This is a genomic window from Nostoc sp. CCY0012, assembly GCF_963920855.1.
Classification (GTDB): Bacteria; Cyanobacteriota; Cyanobacteriia; order Cyanobacteriales; family Nostocaceae; genus Cyanocohniella.
The window spans coordinates 1-22,076 of record NZ_CAWUDM010000096.1; the positions used below are offsets into that span (position 1 = coordinate 1).

Genomic DNA, 22,076 nt, shown 5'->3' on the forward strand with positions numbered 1-22,076 from the left:
ACTCAACTTCCGTAATAACCGATTGTGACAGTTAAGGGTGCGGAATGTGAGTTAGAACTTTTTCCTTGATTAATCAGATGTTTAAAAGCAAAAACCCCTTGAAACTCTAGATTTCAAGGGATTTAGAATATGCCAGGAACGAGACTTGAACTCGTGACACGAGGATTTTCAGTCCTCTGCTCTACCAACTGAGCTATCCCGGCTGGGGCTTGTTTTTGAGCCACGATTAATAAATGTAGCAAACACAAAGGGATTTTGCAAGGGGTTGAAGAAAAAAAGATTTTATCCGGCTTTGAACCTCAACTTGACTCCAAGAAAAATGGCGACAAAGAACAAAAACTGGACAAGCACAATACTAGGGCCTGATGCTAGGTTGAAAAGACCTGAAACGATGATACCAGCAACGCTAGTGGTAGCACCAATTACCACGGATATGAGCAGAAAGCGGCTAAAGTGGTGACTCATAAGTTTGGCGGTGGATGCCGGAATCACTAAAAAGGCATTTACTAATAAAATGCCTACGGCTGTGATAGCCACGGCAACGGCCAACGACAGTAGAATTACAAACCCATAACGATATAATTGAACTGGAACACCTTGTACCTGCGCCACATCGGGGTTTAGGGTCAACAAAATTTGCTGTCGTAGAGTTGAAAGTAAAAAGATGCTACTGCCTATCAACAAAAGTAGCGTCAAAATTAAATCTGTGGTGTCGATGGCCAGAATATCGCCAAACAGGACTCTCATTAAGTTGCCACGATAACCTGGAACCAAGCTAGTGAGGATCACACCAATAGCTAATGCGCCTGATAGCACTATACTAAGAACGCTATCACTGGCTAAATCTGTTTTGTCGATGAAATAGAGGACAACAACGCCAAAGACTAGGGTAAATGGCAATAGCATCCAAGTGGGATTTAACTGTAGCAGTACACCCAATACCACACCTACTAGTGCTGCATGACCTACGGCATGGCTGAAAAAAGATAGCTGGCGTAAGGTGGCGAAGCTACCTAGTAAACCTCCTAGTATGCCCATCAATACAGCACCTGCGATCGCCCGCTGCATGAAGGGAAATTCTAACAAGTTCAATAAGTCCAGACTATTGGTAATTGCCAGCCAGTTTATTGGGCAATTCAAGGATAAATACATTAGCGTAATCTATATAAATGAACCTAAGTAGTTAAAATATATATTTTTTTAGTCATCCTTAACAGACAAATTTAAGAAAATACTCATCAAGAATTTAGTTCTTTAAATGTCATTAAACTTGATTATCAAGTGTGTAATAATTCAGTATAATTTAAAATAAAGTCCTATAGATAGCGATATTGTGCAACACTTAGCAGATGAAGTTCTCAGCAGTGAAAAAGCTCAACGCATGGCAGATTTTTTTAGCTTCTTAGGAGATGCTAATCGCTTGCGAATACTCTCTTTTTTGGCTAAGAAAGAACTGTGTGTGGGTGATTTAGCTGCTTTATTGAATATGAGTGAATCGGCTGTTTCTCATCAGCTACGCAACTTAAGAGCAATGCGTTTAGTTGGCTATCGTAAACAAGGACGGAATGTGTTTTATCACTTGCACGATAATCATATTTTTCATCTTTATCAAGCTGTTGCTGAACATCTGGATGAACCTGAATAAATTAAAAAATTGAGTAGTAAATAGTTGGTTTTTATTTTTCAATATAAAAATTTTCTCAAAATTCACAAGTTGCTATTAATGGTGATGCTTGTAGGGACTAAACCCTGGACCATAGGTAGCTAAAAGATTCTGGGGTGATAGGGCAATTTCTGGCTTACCAGTACAAACAACAGTTTGATTCAAACAAAGAACGCGATCGCAATGATGGCTTACCATATCAATATCGTGGGAAACCTGTAATACTGTCCAACCTTCTTCTCTTTTTAATTCATTGAGTAAAGCATAAAAATCTGTTGCGCCTTGGACATCAATACCCGCAAAAGCTTCATCTAGCAATAAAAGTTTCCGAGGCGCGACTAAACAGTAAGCTAATAAGACGCGCTTGAGTTGACCACCGCTAAGAGTACCAATGGCTTGATTTCGCAGATGATAAGCATCTGTACGTCGTAAGGCTTCTACTACAGCTGCTGACTTTTCTTGATCTTTTCTCCACAACCTAGAAAAAAACGAATTTTTTCTTTTACTTTCCTTTGCCCATCCTAGTCCTACTAATTCACCTACCGAAATGGGAAAGCTGCGGTCAAAAATGAAATTTTGTGGCATATATCCCAATTGGTGACGTAAATTGCCTAGTCTCGTAATTGGGCGACCAAAAATTTCTATCTTGCCAGTACTGTGGGGAATCAAATCTAAAATTGCTTTGACTAAAGTGCTTTTACCTGCACCATTGGGGCCAACTATAGCTGTATCTGTTCCTGGTAATAATTCAAAGGAAACATCTCGAACAGCTAAATAATTTCCTTGATATACAGTTAATTTTTCTACTTTTAAAATGGGAGATGCCACGTCGCTTCGCTCCGGAGTCAAAATTCAAAATTCATGATACCCCTAAATATATTTAGGGGCTTATATTCTTTTCATTTTCGCCTATTATTCCGGGATTTTTAATGTTACTATTCCAGGGCGTAAATAGGTAAGATTTTCCAAAAACGCAAAGGCTCAAAATCAAAGCTTTTTGACGTTCACCTTGTGGTACTAAACCTTGTCTACTTTGAAATATGAGATTGCTTCCTGGCGTCGCAATGACAAAAACTCCACTTTTTATGATGGACGAGGTTTAACTACACCCATCTGCCAAAGTTTGCAAGTTATTTCTCATAGTCTGGAAGTAATATTGTGGATCTCTATCACCACTAGTTTCTAAAGGGTCTAAGTTACGCACAGTTACATTTAAATCTTGAGCCAGACTGGTTAATAGTTTATTATCTACTCCTGGTTCACTAAACAAAGCTTTAGCGTCGTATTTTTGTACAGCTTTCACGGCTTTTTGCACATCGGCTGGTGAAAGTTGGTCTTCAGGAATTTGCACTACAGCTACTTGTTTCAAGTTGTAGCGTTGAGCTAAATATGGAAAGGCATCATGAAAAGTAATAAAGGTGCAGTTAGGAGTTTTTTGCAAGGTTTGCTGAAATTCTTGATCTAATTTGTCTAAGTCCTGAATGTAAGCCGCAGCATTGGTTGTATAAGTAGCTTTATTAGCAGGGTCAGCAGCAATTAATCCATCTCGAATATTGGTTACTTGCTGTTTTGCCAATACTGGGTCTAACCAAACATGAGGATTACCATCGCCATGATCATGACTGTGACCGTGGCTATGTCCGTGGCTATCTGTCACAGTTTTATCAACAGGTGAAATTTCGTCTAAGGTTTGAATATCTTGACTGGCATCAATTCTTGTCAAATTAGGATTTTCGGCATTTTTGATAGTACTATCCAGAAATTCCTCTAATCCCAAACCATTTTTTACCAAAATATTGGCTGAAGCGATCGCCTTAACATCATCCGGTGTAGCTTGGTAATCATGCACATCTGTAGTCGGTGGTACGAGAATTGATACGTCTGCTGCATCTCCAGCTACCGCTTTGGTAAACAAATAAGTGGGTAAAATTGTGGCTACAACTTTCGTTCTTTCTTGATTTGCTGGTGTCGCAGCTGCTTCTTGTGCCTGGGGGTTTTGTTCGGTAGTTTCGCCCAAATTTGAGTTTGATTGGTTACAGCCAACGGTTACTGACAACATAAGTAGAGCCATGAAGGGCAGAATACCTCTGCGTTGTCTACCTGTTCTACATCCTAATAGATTCCAAATCACAATGTTTTCTCCTATAAATTCAATATTGTTTTAATTTTTGATTGAGAATGAGTTTAGCTTTCTATTGTAGAATAAGTCTCATTCTCACACAATATAGTAAAAAAAAGTTTGTATAATAAACAACAAATAAAATATATGTTGCAGAAAATACTAATTTTCATAATTTTTACTTAATCCTGAGAAATAGTTTTTTTTACTTGTGGTACTGTAAAAATTCTTAAACTACTGTTAATATTTTTGAGACGACTTGAACAACCAATGTGTTCTGGAAAACCTTAGGGGTGAGTACGTTTAAGCATTAAGTAAGTGTGAGGAAAAAATGCGAGAATTCTGTAAATATCTACTAGTTAGTCCAGTATTTTGTGGTACTGTGCTTTTTTTTGGCACTGGTGTATATGCAGGGGAACTACCCACAAAATCAGAAATCACTGAGTCTCAAAATATAACCAACTTAGAGATAAGAACTGAGGATATTACTGAAACTCAGGCACAAGTTACCTCCGTTTCTCAGTTATCGGATGTGCAACCTACAGATTGGGCTTTCCAAGCATTGCAATCGTTGGTAGAACGTTACGGTTGCATAGCAGGTTATCCTAATCAAACTTATCGAGGTAATCGGGCGCTGACTCGATATGAATTTGCTGCTGGTTTGAATGCTTGTCTTGATCGGGTGAATGAATTAATTGCTACCGCTACTGGTGATGTGGTAGGACAACAAGATTTAGCACAACTGCAAAGACTACAAGAAGAATTTGCCGCAGAACTGCTGACTTTACGTGGTCGTTTAGATGGAATGGAATTACGCACCGCCGAATTAGAAGCGAATCAGTTTTCCACCACTACTAAACTGCAAGGGGAAGTTGTGGCGGTTATCAGTGATGTCTTGGGTGGGAATAGAGTTAACGAGGAAGATATTACAGACAAGAATACAACTCTGGGCGTACGGGCGCGTGTGGAATTTGTCACCAGTTTTACTGGTAGAGACACCTTATTTACGAGAATCCAAGCTAATAATATTCTCAGCCCCAACATTGGCACACCAGAAGGTAACTTATTTTTCGCCGGTGAAGATGGTAATACCAATGCCGAAATAGATGCATTGTTTTACAGTTTTCCTTTGGGTGAAAGAACAGAAGTCATTGCGATCGCCAATGCAGGTGCAGCAGATGACATCACCGATACTATCAACCTTTTTGATGGAGATGGCAGTTTTGGGGCTTTATCTACCTTTGGTACACGCAACCCCATTTATAGCCAAATGGATGGAGCCGGTTTAGGGATAACCCATCAGTTCGGTGATAGATTAGCACTCAGCTTAGGATATTTGAGTGGTGCAGCGAATGATCCATCACCTAAAAATGGTTTGTTTGATGGTGCTTACGGTGCGCTGGCCCAGTTAACAGTCAGACCAAGCGATCGCATTGCTTTGGGCTTAACCTACATTAATTCTTACAAACAGCCCCTACTCACAGGTAGTAATGCCGCCACATTCCAAAGTATTGTGGACGAAGATTTAGCTTTTTCCAGCAATTCCTATGGTGTTCAAGCATCTGTTGGTATCAGCGAAAGAATAGTCTTAGGTGGTTGGGCGGGATACACCAATAGCCGTACCTTAACAGGCGATCGCTCAGAGGCTGACATTTGGAACTATGCAGTTACCTTAGGCTTTCCTGACTTGGGTAAACAAGGAAACTTGGCGGGGATTATCGCTGGTATAGAACCTAGAGTTACCAGTTCCAACATCCCAGGAGTGGCAAGAGATAGCGATACTTCTTATCATCTTGAGGCATTTTACCAGTACAAGGTAAGTGACAATATTACCATTACCCCTGGTGTCATCTGGCTGACATCTCCAGACCATAACAACGACAATAGTGATGTTGTGATTGGTGCGTTAAGAACTACATTTAGTTTCTAATTTCCATAAATACAGAAAAGACGCAAAAAGATTCTTTGCGTCTTTTTTTTGATGATATTAACTGCTCACATTTAAAATTCCTAACTTTGGCGCAGTAATTTTGGATTAGATATTCTTGATTACTTATAGCTTTTGCAAAATTTTAGGCTATTTTTGATTTCCGTTTGATTACCGATCCAGCACCCATAGCGCCAAAGGCTAATAGACCTAAGATAGTAGTCGGTTCAGGAACGCTAGCTAATCTGTAGCTATGATTATCGGTTTCAAATGCAAAACTGGTTGACCGGAAAACTATCTTATCAAAAGATTCTCCTTTATCGCCCAACAAATTAACGTAGACATTATTCACATTGCCACTTTGTGCACCATTAGCAGGCGCACCAGGAACATCTGCGCCAGTGAATGTTTGGAGTAAAGAGCCTCCGCTATAAACATCTACAAAGTTATATTTGTCTATTGACCCCCAGTAGAAACCAAAATAATCGATAGCCGCAGCAAATTTAATAGTTACATCCTTAGTGTCTGGAGAAACTGTGAGATATTTGCTGGTATTACCAAAAGGGGTAGCATATTTTCCTGATCGATTTCGTTGGACAACGGCACTGTTTGCAGAATAACTAACATATCCAGAAGTAGGTGCTATTCCATCATTAAAGTTAATGGTTGTAGCTCCTTGAATATTAGTATATTGACCTTCTCCAGAAACAAGGCTAGAACCTCCTTTAGTTAGACTAATAGCACTAGCTGGGTTAGCACTCATGAAAACAATAGAAGTACCGATTAACGCCAATGATAGTTTTTGTAGAAGAGACATTGCTTTATTTTTCCAGATGATTGATGTAAACAATTTGGCATATGCAGTAGATTTTTGTGTAGTAATTAATAGAGCTTTTACAGAAAAAATGTATTTATATATTTGAATATAAAGATGATAAAAAAATCCTCAAAAAAGCTTATTTGAATAAACTATATCTACGCTAAACAGAGGTGTATTTGTATATTTTGTTTTGATAAATCAGAAAATATTAAGTATAATTTACTAGTTTTAAGTCTTCCAGAAGGAGGACAAAGAAAATGTGATGGTGTATTTCACTAAGTCAAAAAACTACCATATGGAAATTACTGAAAAGTATCCAACAAAAAAGCCAGCCTCCCACAGCTGGCCTGAACAATGTTTTTTCGCGTTGTCTTCTCAGTAGAGTCAAAACCAAATTGCGCGTTCCCAAAATGCAACGGGCAACTTTTCGTAACAATATTGTAACAGTCAACACAGTTTTTTCGTAAATATCTACAAAAAAAGATATGTGACCAAAGGACAAACCTCTATCTTAAAGAGTAATTTCAGAATGTCGAGAGATAGAGATGGAGAGAGTAACTAATGACTAATGACTAATTGCGGCTGTCCCCAGAGTATTTGCTCTTGCTTGTAAATGGCAATTCCTGGTTTGGCTCCTTTGGGTTTGTAAACGTGCTTGGGTTGTGTATAAACTACTGGTACTTGGTCACTTTGACGAGCGCGACTGTAGTAAGCAGCGAGATTAGCGACAAATTGCAGATCCGCTGCGTCAGGAACAGATCCAGGTTCTAAACGCAGTAATAGGTGACTTCCAGGAATTTCTTGAGCGTGGAACCACAAGTCATAATCCCCAGCGACACGAAAGCTTAATTGGTCGTTTTGGCGATTGTTGCGCCCGATTAAGACTTCAAAGTTGTTAGGGGTACGGTAACGATGAAAATTAGTACTGGCTGTTTCGTTGACGCTACGACTGCGGTATCCTGGATCTTCGAGATATTTTTGTCCAATTAGCTCGTCGCGGATTTCTTCTAAGGCTTGCAAATCTTCTGCTGTTTGGTAATTCTCTATCTGAGCAATGGCATCTTCTACTTGCTCTAAATAGCTAATTTCTGACTGTACTTCCAAAAGTAGCGGTTCTACAGCAGCACGAGCGCGTTTTAATTTTTGATGCTGTTTATATAAGCGTTGGGCATTTTGCACAGCATTTTTATCTGGCTGTAAGGCGATCGCTATGGGTTTACCTGTTTCAAAATCCGACAGGGTAATTTCTTTCATTCCCGGTTGCCAGTTTTGCAGGTGCGCCATCAACAAATCTGCTTTTTCCCGATACTCATCGGCTTGATCTGATTGCTGCAAGCGTTCAGTAAAGGTTTGCGCTTTATTTCGTAATTTTACTAAGATATTCTGCAATTTCTGACTCAGTTGATGGCGTAACTGAGCAAATACTTGTTGATTTAGCTGGTCGGTGTAGTATTTGTTGAGTAAGGTTTGGATATCTTTTTCTGGTGCAACTGCACCCCAACCCATGACGGTATATCCATTTGCTGTCCAAGCTGGTTGAAATTTACTTGTTTCCAAAGCTTGTAGCCATTCTTGCCATTTTGTAAACAGCTGTTGCCAGTCTTCTGGTTTGAGGTTATCGGTTGTGGTTTCTGGTGCTAAATTAGCTGCCAATAACATGGACTCTACCAATGCTGCACTCAAGCCGCTATAACTTTTGAGCAACTGACGCTTGATTGCTCCTGGTACTAAACTGACTCTTTCTTGCCAACGTTCTGGAGATTCGTGCAAGCTGGGAACAGGGCCAGTAAGCTTTGGTGGTATTTCATAAGGCTGTCCGGTTTGAATGGGACGGACACTAGACTGGTGCTGACCAACTTGATGGGCAGCAGTGATAATCATTTTGCTGTCATCAGTGAGGATAGCGTTGCTGTATTTGCCCATGACTTCCACATATATATGATATAGGGCGCTTTCTCCGGGACGCCGGGCAAACTGTAAATCAACAACACGTTCCCAAGGTGCGATCGCTTCAATTCCCACCAGGGCCAAACCACCCAATTGGTGTACTAGTTGTTGGCTGAAGGTGAAAGTATCGGGTAATCGTGGCGGTGGATCGCCAACACAAATACGTGCCGCTTGGGGATGCCAGGAAATTTCTAGCCAATCCCTTTGCTTGAGAGTACGTAATGCCACCGCTATCGTATAGCGATCGCGCTGATAAACTTGTTCTAAGCGAGATGGCAGCCAGTGCGCGCGTAGTTCGCTACAAGCAGCTGTGAGAGTAGTAAAGTCAACTGGTTGCACAAGAATTAGTCGCTGGCTTTCAAAGGTCGATGCTCAGTATATGCTATCTCGTCTGGCTCAAGGTTGATTAACGCAAAAAAGTTTTCAGCCGATTTTTATAGGAATTATCAATAAATCTGGAGGAGATTAAACCTTGTCTACTTTGAAAACTGTAGTTTGTAGTCAAGATTATGAGATTGCTTCCTGGCGTCCAATGACAAAAACTCCACTTTTCATGATAGACATGGACGAGGATTAAATCTTTTCTTCTGTGACTAATGTTAGACTAACCCATTCGCCTTTATTGTTGTAGCTACGAATCATGCGTTGGCGTACATGAGGTTGAATTAACCAACCAACTTCTAAAAATAAAGGTTGACGCAACTGTAATTGTAACGGGGAAGTGGCTGAAGCACCATTAGGTAAAAGTAATACTTGGATCTGATTTTGATCAAAGTTAATTTTAGAACCGTTTATAGTTCCACTGGATGTAATTGTCCGTTCACCAAAACTCAAACTTTGAATTAATCGCCCTTTATCATCTAGTTGCAATTTTAAATTTGTCGAGTACTTGTCAGGCGAACGTAAATCTGGATATATGGTTACAGCTTCACCTTGCCATTCTCCCAACAAGTCTTCTATTTGTAAGGTGGGGCGTTCTACTGGTTCAGTCCCGGCTAAATGTTCTCGAATTAAAGTTATCTTATCTAACTGACTATTTTTATCAAATAGCTGAACTAGGCGTAAGCGGCGATGCTCATGAATCAAACCCAGTTCAGCACCAAATTCTGTAAAAGGTGCTAGCTGAATTGAGCCTTGAGAAAAAGCGCCATTGGCAAAAAACAGTGTACTCCTAGCTACAGAACTGTATTCTAAAACTAAATCGGCTTGTCCTTGGCGGCTGACAATTTGACGGATAGTCTGATTATTATTCAACCCTGATAAAGAAACTACACTTTTGACATCTTCTAAAAGTGTTCCTTGGGGTGAGAATCGGGTAAATGAACCTTGCCATTCACCAAGATTTTGCAGCAAAGATTCCCACTGAGATGCCATAAACTTAAGTCCTGATTGCTTTAACTCTTCGCAAACCGCCGCACAGCAAATAAGCTGCCCATTAATCCTACCACTGCACCGAAACTTAAAAGAATTAACGGCAATGTTAAAATCTGTACTGGAGTCAGTTGTAAACCATTGGTAATAAACTGGATAAACTCTGGTTGATTGGCTAGCAACCTACTGATAAATTGTTGCATTATAGAAATACAACTCCAAGCGATCGCACCGCCAACTAAGCCGAAAGTAATTCCTTGTAAAATGAACGGTAGATAAATCCAGGCGGATGTTGCACCCACTAGTTGCATAATCTCAATTTCTCGCCGTCGCGCCATGACAATCAGGCGGATGGTAGTAGTAGTTACTGCGATCGCAGTTACAGTCAAAATCATTGTAATTGTCAAAGTCATCCAATTTAAACCCCGGTGCAACTGAGCAATACGTTTCACTGCTTCATCGACATACTGCACTGTTTCCACTCCCCGCAATTTAACTAGTTGAGTCGCTAAATTGGGTACAACTTGAGGATTGCGAGCTTTGACCTTTATCTCATCTACTAAAGGATTATCCCCTAACTGTTGAGTCACACCATCAATATCAGAAACTCCCAATTCCTTGACTAGCCTAGTCCAAGCTTGTTCTTTAGTAATGGTTTGTATCCCTACTACATCAGGCATTTGGATCACAAACGGCTCAACGCTGCGGGCTGGTGTATCTGGATCGAGATAAACTGAGACTTCTAGTTGGCTCCCGAACTGATTCAAAAGTTTTTCTACTTGCCAGGAAGTTTGCAAACTCAAGCCAAATAGGAATAATAACACTGTGACAGTACTAATAGCTGCCCAATTCATCCACCCGCCCCGTAGCAAACCCAGGAAAGTTTCTTTGAGCAAATAGTCAAGTTTCGTGAGAAATTTAAACACGATGTCCCCAATATCTCAATTACGTTAATAATCGTTATACTCGACATGTTGAGGATGGGAGTAGGAAGTGGGGAATAGGGAGTGAGCTTCAGCCGTGAGCGTAGCTTCCCCAAGGGTACGGGAGTAGGGAGTGGAGAGTGGAGAGTGGGGATTGGTAGAATTAAGGTAGTCGGAATTTTCACAAATTAGCCATTGATCATCATGCCTTCTGAAATTGCTGTTGAGAAAAAAAAGTTAAAAAATCCGCCTTTGGAATTGCACTATTTGGGCGATCGCGTGCTGCGTCAAGATGCAAAGCGTATTAATAAAGTAGACGATGAACTTCGTCAACTGGTACGCGAAATGCTGCAAACTATGTACAGCAGTGATGGCATTGGTTTGGCTGCGCCTCAAGTGGGAATTCATAAGCAACTAATTGTCATCGATTGCGAACCAGATAACCCAGCCAATCCGCCACTAGTATTAATCAACCCCACCATTAAACAAGTCAGCCGCGAAGTCTGCGTTGCCCAAGAAGGGTGCTTAAGCATTCCTGGGGTATATTTGGATGTTAAGCGTCCCGAAGCCGTGGAAGTGGCTTATAAGGATGAATACGGTCGTCCCAAAACCCTTAAGGCTAACGATTTACTCGCACGCTGCATTCAGCATGAAATGGATCACCTCAAGGGCGTAGTATTTGTAGACCGTGTACAAAACTCCTTGACTTTGGCCCAGGAGCTATCGAAAAATGGCTTCTCGTATCAAGCGGTGAAACCATTAGCATAGAGGACTAATAGTGTATTTAACTCCAAAAAGCGGTTTATTTCTCGGCGGTTCTTGCGTAACAGCGATCGCCGCCGTCGGTTCAGTGTTTGAACTTAGTTCCGGACAGCCTGATTTGGGCGTTCAGGTAACTGCAATTATTCTGGGATTGAGCATTCCACTCACAGGATTATTTTTCTTTGCCGCAGTGAGGGACGCACGGGCTAACATTAAATAAGCATCAGGTACATAAAAAAGGTAGAGGGATGAAGGAAATAGGCAAAATTCATCCTTGTACCTTTTATTTTTTACTCGGTAGAGAGTAGGCCAGAGGACGCAACTTAGTCTGAGTCAGAAAAGATGGAACCTGAAGCAAGCAGGCGATTGAGAAGCGATCGCTTCTAAAATAAAAGAATGCTGACAGAAGACACCCAACTATTACATCTATCTCAAGGACATCTCAACTTACTAGAAGCTTGTCCGCGTAAATTCCAGCACACCTACTTAGAAAAACTCAATTCGCCCTCCGACCCAGAACATGAAGAAAAGCAGACTTTGGGTAGTCGGTTTCACTTGCTGATGCAACAGCGAGAAATGGGTTTACCAATAGATAGTTTTCTACAAGCAGATACTCAACTGCAAAACTGGATGTCAGGTTTTGCCAATGCTGCACCAGAACTTTTAAAGCCAACCGTAAACCAAGCTTTCCGTGAAAGTGAACATTACCGCACACTGCAAATTCAAGACTATTTGCTGACGGTTGTGTATGATTTATTAATTGCAGATAGCCAGCAAGCACAAATTCTCGACTGGAAAACTTATCCTAAACCACAAAATAAACGCAAGTTAGAACAAAATTGGCAAACACGTCTTTATCTATATGTGTTAGCCGAGACTAGTACTTACTTACCCGAAAATATTTCTATGACTTACTGGTTTGTCCAATCTGAGGGAGAACCACAAAATATTAGTTTTAGTTATAATACTGCTCAACATCAAAAAACAGCCAAGGAACTTAATCAACTATTAAGTTTATTAACAAATTGCTTAGAAGGTTATCAAAAAAATCAGCCATTTCCTCAAGTAAAAGAAACTAGTAGGGACTGTGATTTTTGTCAATTCGCCGCCAGATGTGAACGGACACAAGCTATTCAAGAACAGCGATTCAATTCTTTGCCCAATATTGCCAGTATTCAAGAAATATCACTTTAATAACATTCCGGTATTTTTCTAATTTATCTATTGCCTTATTGACTCACTTATGATACTAACCGGGTTGCTACCAATCTCTGCTAAAAAGATGGGAGTTTTCAGCATTTCCCAAATAATGAGAGAATAACAAATTAACCATTACAAAACTTTAAATACACTCATCATGGCAAAGATCCAATTTTCCAGAGGAATTGACGAAGAAGTAATTCCAGAGGTGCGGCTGACGCGATCGCGCAGTGGAGACAGTGGCACAGCAACGTTTATTTTTACAAATCCACAAATTTTGGCTCAAGGTAGTACTGAAGAAGTCACCGGTATGTACCTGATTGACGAAGAAGGAGAAATAGTTACCCGCGAAGTGAAGGGTAAATTCGTCAACGGTAAACCAGAAGCTTTAGAAGCACTTCATCTCATGAAATCTGCTGAAGAATGGGAACGCTTTATGCGCTTCATGGAACGGTATGCCGAACAAAACGATTTGGGATTTAATAAGGCTGAATAAGTGGGGACTGGGGCCACCCCTACGGGAAAGTCAAAAATTAAAAGTCAAAAGTCAAAAAATTTGATTTTCCCCTCGCCCCGCTCATCTCCCTACCTTCTCTTATACCCGTGTTACAACCACACCCAGATTCACCAGGAATAACCGTAACTTGTGCTGTTGTTACTGTTAGTGATACTCGTACCTCTGAAACAGACAAGAGTGGACAAATCATCAAGCAATTGCTAGTCGGTGCCAATCATGTGGTATTAGCTTATGCAATCATTAAAGATGAGCCAACACAAATTCAACAACAGATCCAACGGCTGAGTGAAAGTGCGAATTTAGATGTTGTAATTTTCAATGGTGGCACGGGTATTGCACCTAGAGATACCACCTATGACGCTATTGAAAAATTATTAGAAAAAACCTTACCCGGATTTGGCGAGTTATTTCGATTTTTAAGTTATCAAGAAATTGGTTCACGTGCGATCGCCTCTCGCGCCGTGGCTGGTGTTTATCAAAATAAGTTAATTTTCTCGCTTCCTGGTTCTAGTAATGCTGTGCGCTTAGGCATGGAAAAGCTGATTTTGCCGGAAATCGCGCACTTAGTTAGTCAGATGCGGAAGTAGAGATTGGCATGAAAAAACCTCCGTATATACGGAGGCTATTTGTGTTTTAAATTAGGTTCTCAAAATAATTAAAAAGGTGCGATCGCTAAACAAATTACAGCCAACATGGCAGCAATGATATAAAATACTGCGACTACTTGCAGTTCTGACCAGCCTGTCAATTCCAGGTGATGGTGTAGGGGTGCCATTTTAAATAAGCGCTTGCCTTTACCGTCTGGCCCTTTGGTGGCTTTGTAATATGTTACCTGCGCCATCACAGAAAGGGTTTCTACAAAGAAGATGCCACTGAGAATAAACAGTGCTACTAAGCTATTGGTTAGTAATGCTACAGCAGCTAAAGCGCCTCCCAATGCAAGGGAACCAGTATCACCCATGAATACACGGGCTGGGTTGCGATTATGGGCTAAGAAACCTAAGCACCCGCCACTTAATGCGGCACAGAAAACCATTAATCCTGGGGATACAGGGGCAATTAAAGCACCTAACGCGAATAGGGCGATCGCCACGGTTCCTGCTGCTAAACCATCAATACCATCAGTTAAATTAGTTGCATTACTCTCTGCCACTAGGACAAAGCCAGCTAAAGGCCAGAATAAAAATCCTAAAGGTAGCGCCAAGCTCACCCAAGGTAAAGCAATATTTGTAATATTAGAAGGTTGATTAAACATCAGCCACAAACAAAACACAGCTGCAAAACCGATTTGCAAAGCTAGTTTCATCTTAGGAGATATACCTTTATTTGATTTGCGGCGTAAAATTTGCCAATCATCCAGCCAGCCAATAAATCCATAGCTGAGGGTTAAGGCGGAGACAGCAAGCACTTCTGGTGCAAAGCTAGACCCTACACAGGCAATCACCAGAGCCACGGGGACAAAGAATATACCCCCCATTGTGGGTGTACCTGCTTTCTTCAAATGGGCTTGGGGCCCGTCTTCACGGATAATTTGCCCGGTTTTGAGTGCTTGCAACAGGGGTATGACTACATAGCCAATAGCAGCCGAACTCAGCGCACACAATAACAATGGCAGGGTGAGTGACATTCCTTGCCAGGGCATTCTATTGCCCAACCAATCAAATATCAATGCTGCTACACTTAGCGCTGCGGCTAAACCAGAAGCTAGGCCAATACCGGAAATGTTTGATTCTTGGTTCGGAGATAATTTAGCGTCCACAGAGATTCCCTTCACTCCACACATAAAAAAATTGACAATGGGGACGATATATCTTACCAAGTCCCCGACATTAATACACTAATCGTCGTCTACACTGACATCGCTGTCGTCATCCAAGTCATAGTCTCCAATCCCGTCTTCTCCACTCAAAAAATCTGAAATTTCTGCTTCATCGTCCGAAACATCAGCTTCTTGAACGTTGCGCGCTACAAGACGCCCTTTAGCTTGCAACCAGTCCATCATAGAAGACTCTTGCTTTAAGGGGATAACTGGGGCGCGCTGATTACGGGGTTCTTCACTTAAGGGAGAATGCAACATATCTACGAAGACACAAAAAGGTTTATGTAACTAGACATTAAGAAGTCTATCACTTGACACGCGATAATTTATTTATTCATTCAAGTCTAGGGTGAATGAATCCGCACGTTGATAGATATTTTTTATTTAATAGTGGTAAGTCAACCAGAGATAGGTTTTTAGTATTTGGTAAGGCTCTATACATATGACATTAATATCGACTTAAGGTGGATGCATTCTGATAATTTTTGAGGTGATCAATGATGATGGGAAAAGCAAATCTAATTGACGCGATCGCAGGGACAAACCGAGGTTTATTAGCTAGTGAACCTCAAAAGCAGGCTATTCTAGCTGCGATCGCCAACTTGGAAGACTTAAATCCTACACCCCGTCCAGTAGAAGCTAACAGCTTGCTCGATGGCGATTGGCGATTAATATATACAACCAGTAAAGGTCTTTTAAACATAGACCGCGTGCCTTTATGTAAACTCGGTCAAATTTATCAGTGTATCCGTGTCAACACTACTAGTGTTTACAACATAGCGGAGATTTATGGCTTACCTTATCTCGAAGGATTAGTGAGCGTAGGTGCCAAATTTGATCCAGTTTCCGAAAGACGCGTTCAAGTAAAATTTCAGCGCTCGATTGTCGGTTTAAAACGTTTGATAGGTTATGAATCTCCCGCCGATTTTATCCAACAAATTGAAGCTGGTAAAAAATTTACGGCAATTGATACTCCTCTCAACAGTGAGAAACAACAAGGCTGGTTGGACATCACTTATATAGATAGCGATTTGCGAATTGGCAGGGGTAACGAGGGTAGTGTGTTTGTTTTAAGCAAGACATAAAGTTTACCTAATTTATGTATTTGCGAATGACCTTAAGCGATTGTCTGTACTTTGTCAAGTAGGGTCTGATACCTATTTTAAATTTGAGGTTTGAGCTTTGTAAGTGCTGAAAGGAGTAGATGGGGTAGATGGGCCGATGGGGATCACGTAGAGGTAGGAGATGAGGAATATGGGGAGAGAAAATAAAAGAACGAAAAGAGGTAAACCAAGTTTTTTGATTTTTGACCAAAAAGGAAGTCTGGGAGTGCGCTTGAGGCTCTTGGATATTGCTGGCAACGAGGTACAAGACATCTTTATTTCCAGCCCCTACGTTTATGTATGGAGTCTACTCCCCCAACTACCCTTTCTCCCCCATTTCCCCCTACTTTCTTCGTTGACTTCCCCGCCAGGGATGAAGGTCTCAGATAAATAACTTAACAAAGCCTCTAGCAGCAACCTTCAGGATGTAGAGTGAAATCAAATAGCCCTATATATTGGCGATTCGTAATTAAAAGGGAAGATACTCATGGTTCAACGTGGTTCTAAAGTACGTATTCTCCGCCCCGAATCCTACTGGTTCCAGGATTTAGGAACTGTGGCTTCTATCGACCAAAGCGGCATCAAATACTCAGTAATTGTCCGGTTTGATAAGGTCAACTACTCTGGTATCAACACTAATAACTTTGCCGTAGACGAATTAGTTGAGGTAGAAGCACCAAAGGCTAAAGCGAAAAAATAAGCGGCAGAGCTACAAAGGGGATTATTTGATGGGATGATGGTAGAGAAGCCTTAAGTATGAGGTGTAGAACATTTAGTTCTCTCATACTTCACCCTAAGCTACTCCACTATATAAGGAGCCTACCTGCGGGTATTTACGGTTTTTCTTTGGTAGTAATATAAACTATCTCATATTGTTTATATACTTACCCATCGCCTCTCAAGTGATCCCCGAATACATCCAAGTTGCTTGCTTATCAGCTTAAATGCCCGAACTGCCTGAAGTTGAAACTGTTCGTAGGGGTCTAAATCAATTGACCCTTAATCAAAAAATTACGGGTGGAGATGTCTTGCTCAATCGCACCATCGCCTACCCGTTTTCTGTTGATGAGTTTATTCATGGAATTAAAGGAAGCGCCATTACCACTTGGCATCGTCGCGGTAAATATCTTTTAGCCCAACTCACTCCTTCATCTCCCCCATCCCCCACGTGGCTAGGCGTGCATCTCCGAATGACTGGTCAACTCCTATGGCTGCATCAAGATGAACCATTACACAAGCACACAAGGGTCAGAATATTCTTTGGGGGCCAGCAAGAATTACGCTTTGTTGACCAGCGCACCTTTGGTCAAATGTGGTGGGTGCCTCCGGAAGTAGCCGTAGAAAGTATCATGACCGGCTTAGGAAAACTGGCATTAGACCCGTTTTCACCCCAATTCACCGTTGAATATCTCGCAGCTAAGTTGCAAAATCGCCGCCGTCCCATCAAGACTGCACTATTAGATCAGTCAGTTGTGGCAGGATTAGGAAATATCTACGCTGATGAAGCACTATTTAAAAGTGGAGTCTTACCAGTTACCCTGTGTCCAGATTTGCAGCTAGAGCAAATTCAGCGTTTGCATACAGAGATTATTCAAGTATTGGAAACTAGTATTGCGGCTGGCGGCACAACTTTTAGTAATTTTCTCAACGTTAAGGGGATCAATGGTAATTATGGTGGTGTCGCTTGGGTTTACAACCGCACCGGTGAACCCTGTCGAGTTTGTGGTACTCCCATACAGCGAATTAAATTAGGTGGTCGTTCTAGTCATTTTTGCCCCCAGTGTCAGAGTTGAGGGGATTGGGGAGTAGGATTAAAATGAAATAGCCTAGCAATGCTTAAAAAAGAGGGATCATGTGTCAATCAACAATCATTACAGCATCAACAGATGTAATGAGTGGTACACCAGTCTTTGCAGGAACACGAGTGCCTGTGCAAACCCTGTTAGATTATTTGAAGGCAGGGGAGTCCATTGATGATTTTTTGGAGGGATTTCCCACAGTTAAACGAGAACAGGTGATTGCTTTTAGAGTATAAAAATACTTGTTTTACAAAAATTACAAGCTTTATTCTTTCTTACGTATCATTTATATCTGTTATATCTGTTTGTTTTTTGGATCTCTTCCCAGAATATTGAAGAATCTTCACCAGTAGCAATTGTGATCATCATTTGAATGAAAAGCATATTTCCTGAATTGATGTCACTATCGACTATTTCTTGACCATCAAAATCTGAATTTACCGGAATATCTACTTCCTTAATCCACCATCGATCTATTTTGTAAACCAAGTTGTATATAGCTTCTAAGAGGTGAATGTTAATATCAGAATCAGCAGTTGTTATAAATCTAAGTAGCTCATGTGCTAATTCATTTCTATGTTTCCTAATATCATCAATCAATTTAATGTCAGCATCATCAATAGCCGAAACTCCTTTTAACCACAAAAGTGATGCTTCGAGAGGATTCTTGTGTAATGACAAAACTTGATTTTTATAATTTTCACTAATAATTGCACCATTTTCATTGAAATCTGAAGAGAAAAAATTGACAATACGCTCAATGATTGAAGATTTAAGTACTTCGTATCCAGCTAAAAATATAGAAGCAACAATAAGGTTACTCTTTAACGATTCAGGCTTAAAAAATTTAGCCCAACTATGAAATATTTGCTCTCTTGATAAATTTACATCCATACTAGTTTTTAATTATTGAAACATAGACGCAATGATTGCTGCTGATCGGTTCAGATGATTTTGAGTGTCATGTGCTGCCTGATTTAGCCTATCCATTGGTGAACTGACTGCTTGTGCGTATACACCAACTAAAAAATCAGGATCGACTATTGGCAATCCATTCGCTTGAAAGTAAGTATTTTTTGAAACTATTAGCACTGCTTGATTTTGATAAAAGATGACAGGAGGATTTATGCAGTGAAGATTATAAGGGCTATATAAACCATGCTCACCTCCATACATACCATGTAAGTTACGGATACTATATAGCCCATGTGGACTGCCATAAATTCCGTGAAAATTGCTGATTGAGTTTGTATCGTATGGATTACTAGACAGTAATCCTAAGAATTGACCATCAGTAGCCCATAACTGAGCTATACCGTTAATATCAGTAAGAAATTGTTGAATAGACATATATTTTTGTGGTAAATATTCTAATTAGTTTTACACGTAGTATTTATAATTACAACGGTATGGATACTGACTTTTTGCGGATATAAATTTAAGAAATAGAAGAATAAGTCGCACATCGCGTTAATTAACCCTCAAGTACCCAATAACTAATCCAGATTTTTTAAGGGTATTTGCATCTGTCCACAAGCTAAAATCCTCTTAAAACGATCTGTAAACTTAAGAGGGAGACTAATGGCGGTCAAAAAAGGAGATATAGTTCGCGCTGTCCGCGAGAAACTGGAAAATAGTCTGGAAGCAAAAGCTAGTGATACTCGTTTTCCTGCTTATTTGTTTGACAGCAATGGCGAAATTGTAGATGTTAAAGGTGATTATGCCCTGGTGAAGTTTGGTAAGGTACCGACACCGAATATTTGGTTACGCTTGGATCAACTCGAAGAGTTTAACTAAGTCGCTATTAAAGAGGATGGGGAATGGGTTTTAAGAAAATTTACCCACTCCCTACTCCCTACTCCCCACTCCCTAATTTATGATTTATTCCCCTGATTCCCCGATTCTATGTCGTTTACCCCGTGTCACTATTGTTGGTGCTGGTAGGGTTGGTAGTACTCTAGCCCAACGGATTGCTGAGAAAAATTTGGCAGATGTGGTGTTGCTGGATATTGTTGTGGGAATGCCTCAAGGACTGGCTTTGGATTTGCTGGAGGCTAGGGGAATTGAGTTACATAATCGTCAGATTATTGGTACGAATAATTATGCTGATACATCTGGTTCGCAAATTGTGGTGATTACGGCTGGACTTCCCCGGAAACCAGGGATGAGTCGAGATGATTTGCTGAAAACTAATGCCAAAATTGTGGTGGAAGCAGCGAAACAGGCGATCGCTCATTCTCCCAATGCTATTTTTATAGTTGTCACTAATCCTTTGGATGTGATGACTTATTTGGCTTGGCAAGCTACGGGTTTACCACGCGATCGCGTTATGGGTATGGCTGGTGTGTTAGACTCAGCCCGGTTTGAAACTTTCATTGCCTTAGAGTTAGGGGTGTTACCTGCTGATGTGAAAGCGATGGTATTGGGTAGCCACGGTGATTTAATGGTTCCTTTGTCTCGTTACGCCACAGTTAACGGCGTCCCCATCACAGAATTATTGGATACAGCCACAATTGAACGTTTGGTAGAGAGAACCCGCAACGGTGGGGCGGAAATTGTGGAATTAATGCAGACTGGTGGGGCATTTTTTGCCCCTGCTTCGGCTACGAGTGTGATGGTGGAATCGATTTTGTTGAATCAGTCGCGGTTGTTACCTGTGGCGACTTATTTACAAGGTGAATACGGTTTAGATGATATTGTAATTGGCGTTCCCTGTCGTTTGGGTTGTGGTGGTATTGAAAGTGTTTTGGAATTGCATCTCACTGATGGGGAAAGAGAAGCTTTGCAGATTTCGGCTCAATCTGTACGTAATAATATTAACAGGGCGCAAGAAATTTTAGCACTGGGATAATAGTTTAACTAAAAAAAGCGACAAAATTTTGTCGCTTTTTTACTATTGTATTGTAAGGATATAAATTAGCCTTAAAAATGGAATGTTTCTCTTTTCTTTAACAGAATTAATTTTCTGTTTCGGCAAACGCTAAAAGATATTCTTCTATCAGTCTTTCTGGTTTCAGAGAAGAATTATTCAGTATGTTTTCACATTTAAGTACCAGTTCATCGTCAAAGACATTTGATTCACATAGTTCTGTTAGTAAAGCACGAGTATCAGCAATAAGTTGATTTAACTTATCTAGTGTTAATGCTTTGGAATCATCATTAGTTACTATCGATTTGGTTGTATTAATGTTATTATGAACACAGACAGCTATGTAGTTGTAATTTGGATACTCTTTCTTAAACCATTCTACAGATGCTAATAATTGACCGAAATTATCTTTATTTAAAGGATTGTTCGGATACTTACGACTTTTTGCTTCGATAACCAATCCTAAATTTTCATTTAATAACCAGAGAACATCAGGACCAATACCATAAATTTTCTCTGGTCTTTCTGTATGAAAACCGAGCATATAGCCAAGGTCTACCAAGGCCTGCTCAAATTGATTAGCACTTGCTTCTGGAACTAGATGTGAAATCTGTTGATTAAACCATCCAAGATAACCTCGTCTAAGGTTTCTGTAAGTCGTAATTTGACTGACAATGGCTTCAGCTTGCTTACCTGGTTTTGTCAATTGTATGTAAGGTGGAATGATTTTAGGACGTAATAAACTGGAATTATCTGCATATGCTTGCTGCTGATACTGCTGAGATAAATCATTTCTTCCCCAGTAATGTGCAGCACGAGCAGCTAATTGCTTTAACCAACCTCTACTTTTGATGTCAATTTTTTCTGTTTGCTGCCAGTAAGCTTCTAACTTAGAAATTGCTTTATCAAAGTAACCATTACGGATTAGCTGTAATACTTTTCTTTCGCTGTTGGCTTGAGCTAGTGAACTTTGTTCTTCTTCCATAGATTCGGTCAGAATAGCTAGACGCTTTACATGATAATTAACCCAGTCTATATCACGAGTTAAGCAACTCATAATAGTTTCATGTAGGGCTTTTTTATCAGTTATGTTTTTACTAATTTCAATTCCCATTTGAAACTGAGCGCGTGTACTCTTAGTCAAAAATTGTTGATAACGTCCTAACCATGCAGCTATATCTTTACCCTTAGTGGTGCAGAAAAGTCTTGAACCGCTTGTATACCAGGAGTCTGACTG

At 40.4% G+C, this 22,076-nt stretch carries 25 protein-coding genes and 1 tRNA gene; 13 read left to right on the plus strand and 13 right to left on the minus strand.

What is annotated here, in order from left to right; all coding sequences use genetic code 11:
- Positions 1 to 130: 130 nt before the first annotated feature.
- Together ACM0OS_RS22250 and ACM0OS_RS22255 are read right to left on the minus strand one after the other, a co-directional pair.
- Positions 131 to 203: transfer RNA gene (locus ACM0OS_RS22250), tRNA-Phe, on the minus strand.
- Positions 204 to 282: 79 nt separating this feature from the next.
- Positions 283 to 1,152 (minus strand): metal ABC transporter permease, encoded by an 870-nt coding sequence (locus ACM0OS_RS22255; protein ID WP_414545368.1) that lies wholly within the window; start codon positions 1,150 to 1,152, stop codon positions 283 to 285.
- A gap of 229 nt (positions 1,153 to 1,381) precedes the next feature.
- On the opposite strand from ACM0OS_RS22255, the gene ACM0OS_RS22260 reads away from it, so the two are divergent.
- Entirely contained in the window at positions 1,382 to 1,645 is a 264-nt protein-coding gene (locus tag ACM0OS_RS22260) for an ArsR/SmtB family transcription factor (RefSeq protein ID WP_414545391.1), read from the plus strand.
- Between the two features lie 75 nt (positions 1,646 to 1,720).
- On the opposite strand, the gene ACM0OS_RS22265 is transcribed toward ACM0OS_RS22260, so the two are convergent.
- Positions 1,721 to 2,491 (minus strand): metal ABC transporter ATP-binding protein, encoded by a 771-nt coding sequence (locus tag ACM0OS_RS22265; RefSeq protein WP_414545369.1) that lies wholly within the window; start codon positions 2,489 to 2,491, stop codon positions 1,721 to 1,723.
- A gap of 271 nt (positions 2,492 to 2,762) precedes the next feature.
- On the minus strand, positions 2,763 to 3,794 hold the full coding sequence (locus tag ACM0OS_RS22270; protein WP_414545370.1) for a metal ABC transporter substrate-binding protein: 1,032 nt from the start codon (positions 3,792 to 3,794) through the stop codon (positions 2,763 to 2,765).
- A gap of 319 nt (positions 3,795 to 4,113) precedes the next feature.
- Between ACM0OS_RS22270 and ACM0OS_RS22275 the strand changes: the two genes are divergently transcribed.
- Positions 4,114 to 5,712, plus strand: coding sequence for an iron uptake porin (locus tag ACM0OS_RS22275; protein WP_414545371.1), 1,599 nt, complete (start codon positions 4,114 to 4,116; stop codon positions 5,710 to 5,712).
- Between the two features lie 142 nt (positions 5,713 to 5,854).
- On the opposite strand, the gene ACM0OS_RS22280 is transcribed toward ACM0OS_RS22275, so the two are convergent.
- From ACM0OS_RS22280 to ACM0OS_RS22295, 4 genes are all read right to left on the minus strand, one after another.
- Positions 5,855 to 6,526 carry a PEP-CTERM sorting domain-containing protein gene (locus ACM0OS_RS22280; protein ID WP_414545372.1) on the minus strand — a complete coding sequence of 224 codons (672 nt, stop codon included), beginning with the start codon at positions 6,524 to 6,526 and terminating at the stop codon, positions 5,855 to 5,857.
- A gap of 561 nt (positions 6,527 to 7,087) precedes the next feature.
- Positions 7,088 to 8,815: an NFACT family protein gene (locus ACM0OS_RS22285; RefSeq protein ID WP_414545373.1), complete on the minus strand. Its 1,728-nt coding sequence runs from the start codon at positions 8,813 to 8,815 to the stop codon at positions 7,088 to 7,090.
- Between the two features lie 234 nt (positions 8,816 to 9,049).
- Positions 9,050 to 9,850 carry a DUF3598 family protein gene (locus ACM0OS_RS22290; protein ID WP_414545374.1) on the minus strand — a complete coding sequence of 267 codons (801 nt, stop codon included), beginning with the start codon at positions 9,848 to 9,850 and terminating at the stop codon, positions 9,050 to 9,052.
- A gap of 20 nt (positions 9,851 to 9,870) precedes the next feature.
- Positions 9,871 to 10,773: a cell division protein FtsX gene (locus tag ACM0OS_RS22295; protein WP_414545375.1), complete on the minus strand. Its 903-nt coding sequence runs from the start codon at positions 10,771 to 10,773 to the stop codon at positions 9,871 to 9,873.
- Between the two features lie 201 nt (positions 10,774 to 10,974).
- Here ACM0OS_RS22295 and def point away from each other — a divergent pair, with 201 nt between their 5' ends.
- From def to ACM0OS_RS22320, 5 genes are all read left to right on the plus strand, one after another.
- The gene (def, locus tag ACM0OS_RS22300) at positions 10,975 to 11,538 is read left to right on the plus strand and encodes a peptide deformylase (RefSeq protein ID WP_414545376.1); all 564 of its coding nucleotides are present in this window, start codon (positions 10,975 to 10,977) and stop codon (positions 11,536 to 11,538) included.
- Between the two features lie 10 nt (positions 11,539 to 11,548).
- The gene (locus ACM0OS_RS22305) at positions 11,549 to 11,752 is read left to right on the plus strand and encodes a hypothetical protein (protein WP_414545377.1); all 204 of its coding nucleotides are present in this window, start codon (positions 11,549 to 11,551) and stop codon (positions 11,750 to 11,752) included.
- A gap of 176 nt (positions 11,753 to 11,928) precedes the next feature.
- Positions 11,929 to 12,726, plus strand: coding sequence for a PD-(D/E)XK nuclease family protein (locus tag ACM0OS_RS22310; RefSeq protein WP_414545378.1), 798 nt, complete (start codon positions 11,929 to 11,931; stop codon positions 12,724 to 12,726).
- Between the two features lie 163 nt (positions 12,727 to 12,889).
- A complete protein-coding gene (psb28, locus tag ACM0OS_RS22315) occupies positions 12,890 to 13,228 on the plus strand; it encodes a photosystem II reaction center protein Psb28 (protein ID WP_414545379.1) in 339 nt (112 codons plus the stop codon).
- Between the two features lie 107 nt (positions 13,229 to 13,335).
- Complete coding sequence (locus ACM0OS_RS22320) at positions 13,336 to 13,836, plus strand: MogA/MoaB family molybdenum cofactor biosynthesis protein (RefSeq protein ID WP_414545380.1); 501 nt, start codon at positions 13,336 to 13,338, stop codon at positions 13,834 to 13,836.
- A gap of 68 nt (positions 13,837 to 13,904) precedes the next feature.
- On the opposite strand, the gene mraY is transcribed toward ACM0OS_RS22320, so the two are convergent.
- Both mraY and ACM0OS_RS22330 read right to left on the minus strand, forming a co-directional pair.
- Positions 13,905 to 15,008, minus strand: coding sequence for a phospho-N-acetylmuramoyl-pentapeptide-transferase (gene mraY / locus ACM0OS_RS22325; protein WP_414545381.1), 1,104 nt, complete (start codon positions 15,006 to 15,008; stop codon positions 13,905 to 13,907).
- Positions 15,009 to 15,086: 78 nt separating this feature from the next.
- Positions 15,087 to 15,326 carry a DUF3134 domain-containing protein gene (locus ACM0OS_RS22330; protein ID WP_414545382.1) on the minus strand — a complete coding sequence of 80 codons (240 nt, stop codon included), beginning with the start codon at positions 15,324 to 15,326 and terminating at the stop codon, positions 15,087 to 15,089.
- 242 nt (positions 15,327 to 15,568) lie between these two features.
- Between ACM0OS_RS22330 and ACM0OS_RS22335 the strand changes: the two genes are divergently transcribed.
- The 4 genes from ACM0OS_RS22335 (at position 15,569) to ACM0OS_RS22350 (ending at position 18,206) form a co-directional block, all read left to right on the plus strand.
- Entirely contained in the window at positions 15,569 to 16,153 is a 585-nt protein-coding gene (locus tag ACM0OS_RS22335) for a PAP/fibrillin family protein (RefSeq protein ID WP_414545392.1), read from the plus strand.
- Between the two features lie 505 nt (positions 16,154 to 16,658).
- Positions 16,659 to 16,871 carry a photosystem I reaction center subunit IV gene (locus ACM0OS_RS22340; RefSeq protein ID WP_414545383.1) on the plus strand — a complete coding sequence of 71 codons (213 nt, stop codon included), beginning with the start codon at positions 16,659 to 16,661 and terminating at the stop codon, positions 16,869 to 16,871.
- Positions 16,872 to 17,115: 244 nt separating this feature from the next.
- Positions 17,116 to 17,964, plus strand: a complete 849-nt coding sequence (locus ACM0OS_RS22345; RefSeq protein WP_414545384.1) for a DNA-formamidopyrimidine glycosylase — start codon at positions 17,116 to 17,118, stop codon at positions 17,962 to 17,964.
- Positions 17,965 to 18,023: 59 nt separating this feature from the next.
- A complete protein-coding gene (locus ACM0OS_RS22350) occupies positions 18,024 to 18,206 on the plus strand; it encodes a DUF433 domain-containing protein (RefSeq protein WP_414545385.1) in 183 nt (60 codons plus the stop codon).
- A 46-nt stretch (positions 18,207 to 18,252) separates the two neighbouring features.
- Here the strand turns inward: ACM0OS_RS22350 and ACM0OS_RS22355 are convergent, their stop codons facing one another.
- Both ACM0OS_RS22355 and ACM0OS_RS22360 read right to left on the minus strand, forming a co-directional pair.
- A complete protein-coding gene (locus ACM0OS_RS22355) occupies positions 18,253 to 18,864 on the minus strand; it encodes a hypothetical protein (RefSeq protein WP_414545386.1) in 612 nt (203 codons plus the stop codon).
- Between the two features lie 12 nt (positions 18,865 to 18,876).
- Positions 18,877 to 19,320 carry a hypothetical protein gene (locus ACM0OS_RS22360; protein ID WP_414545387.1) on the minus strand — a complete coding sequence of 148 codons (444 nt, stop codon included), beginning with the start codon at positions 19,318 to 19,320 and terminating at the stop codon, positions 18,877 to 18,879.
- 231 nt (positions 19,321 to 19,551) lie between these two features.
- Here ACM0OS_RS22360 and ACM0OS_RS22365 point away from each other — a divergent pair, with 231 nt between their 5' ends.
- Together ACM0OS_RS22365 and mdh are read left to right on the plus strand one after the other, a co-directional pair.
- Positions 19,552 to 19,767, plus strand: coding sequence for an NAD(P)H-quinone oxidoreductase subunit O (locus ACM0OS_RS22365; protein WP_414545388.1), 216 nt, complete (start codon positions 19,552 to 19,554; stop codon positions 19,765 to 19,767).
- Positions 19,768 to 19,846: 79 nt separating this feature from the next.
- On the plus strand, positions 19,847 to 20,821 hold the full coding sequence (gene mdh, locus ACM0OS_RS22370; protein ID WP_414545389.1) for a malate dehydrogenase: 975 nt from the start codon (positions 19,847 to 19,849) through the stop codon (positions 20,819 to 20,821).
- A 106-nt stretch (positions 20,822 to 20,927) separates the two neighbouring features.
- Here mdh and ACM0OS_RS22375 read toward each other — a convergent pair.
- Positions 20,928 to 22,076, minus strand: a 1,149-nt coding sequence (locus tag ACM0OS_RS22375) for a hypothetical protein (protein ID WP_414545390.1), incomplete at its 5' end; no start/stop codon positions are given.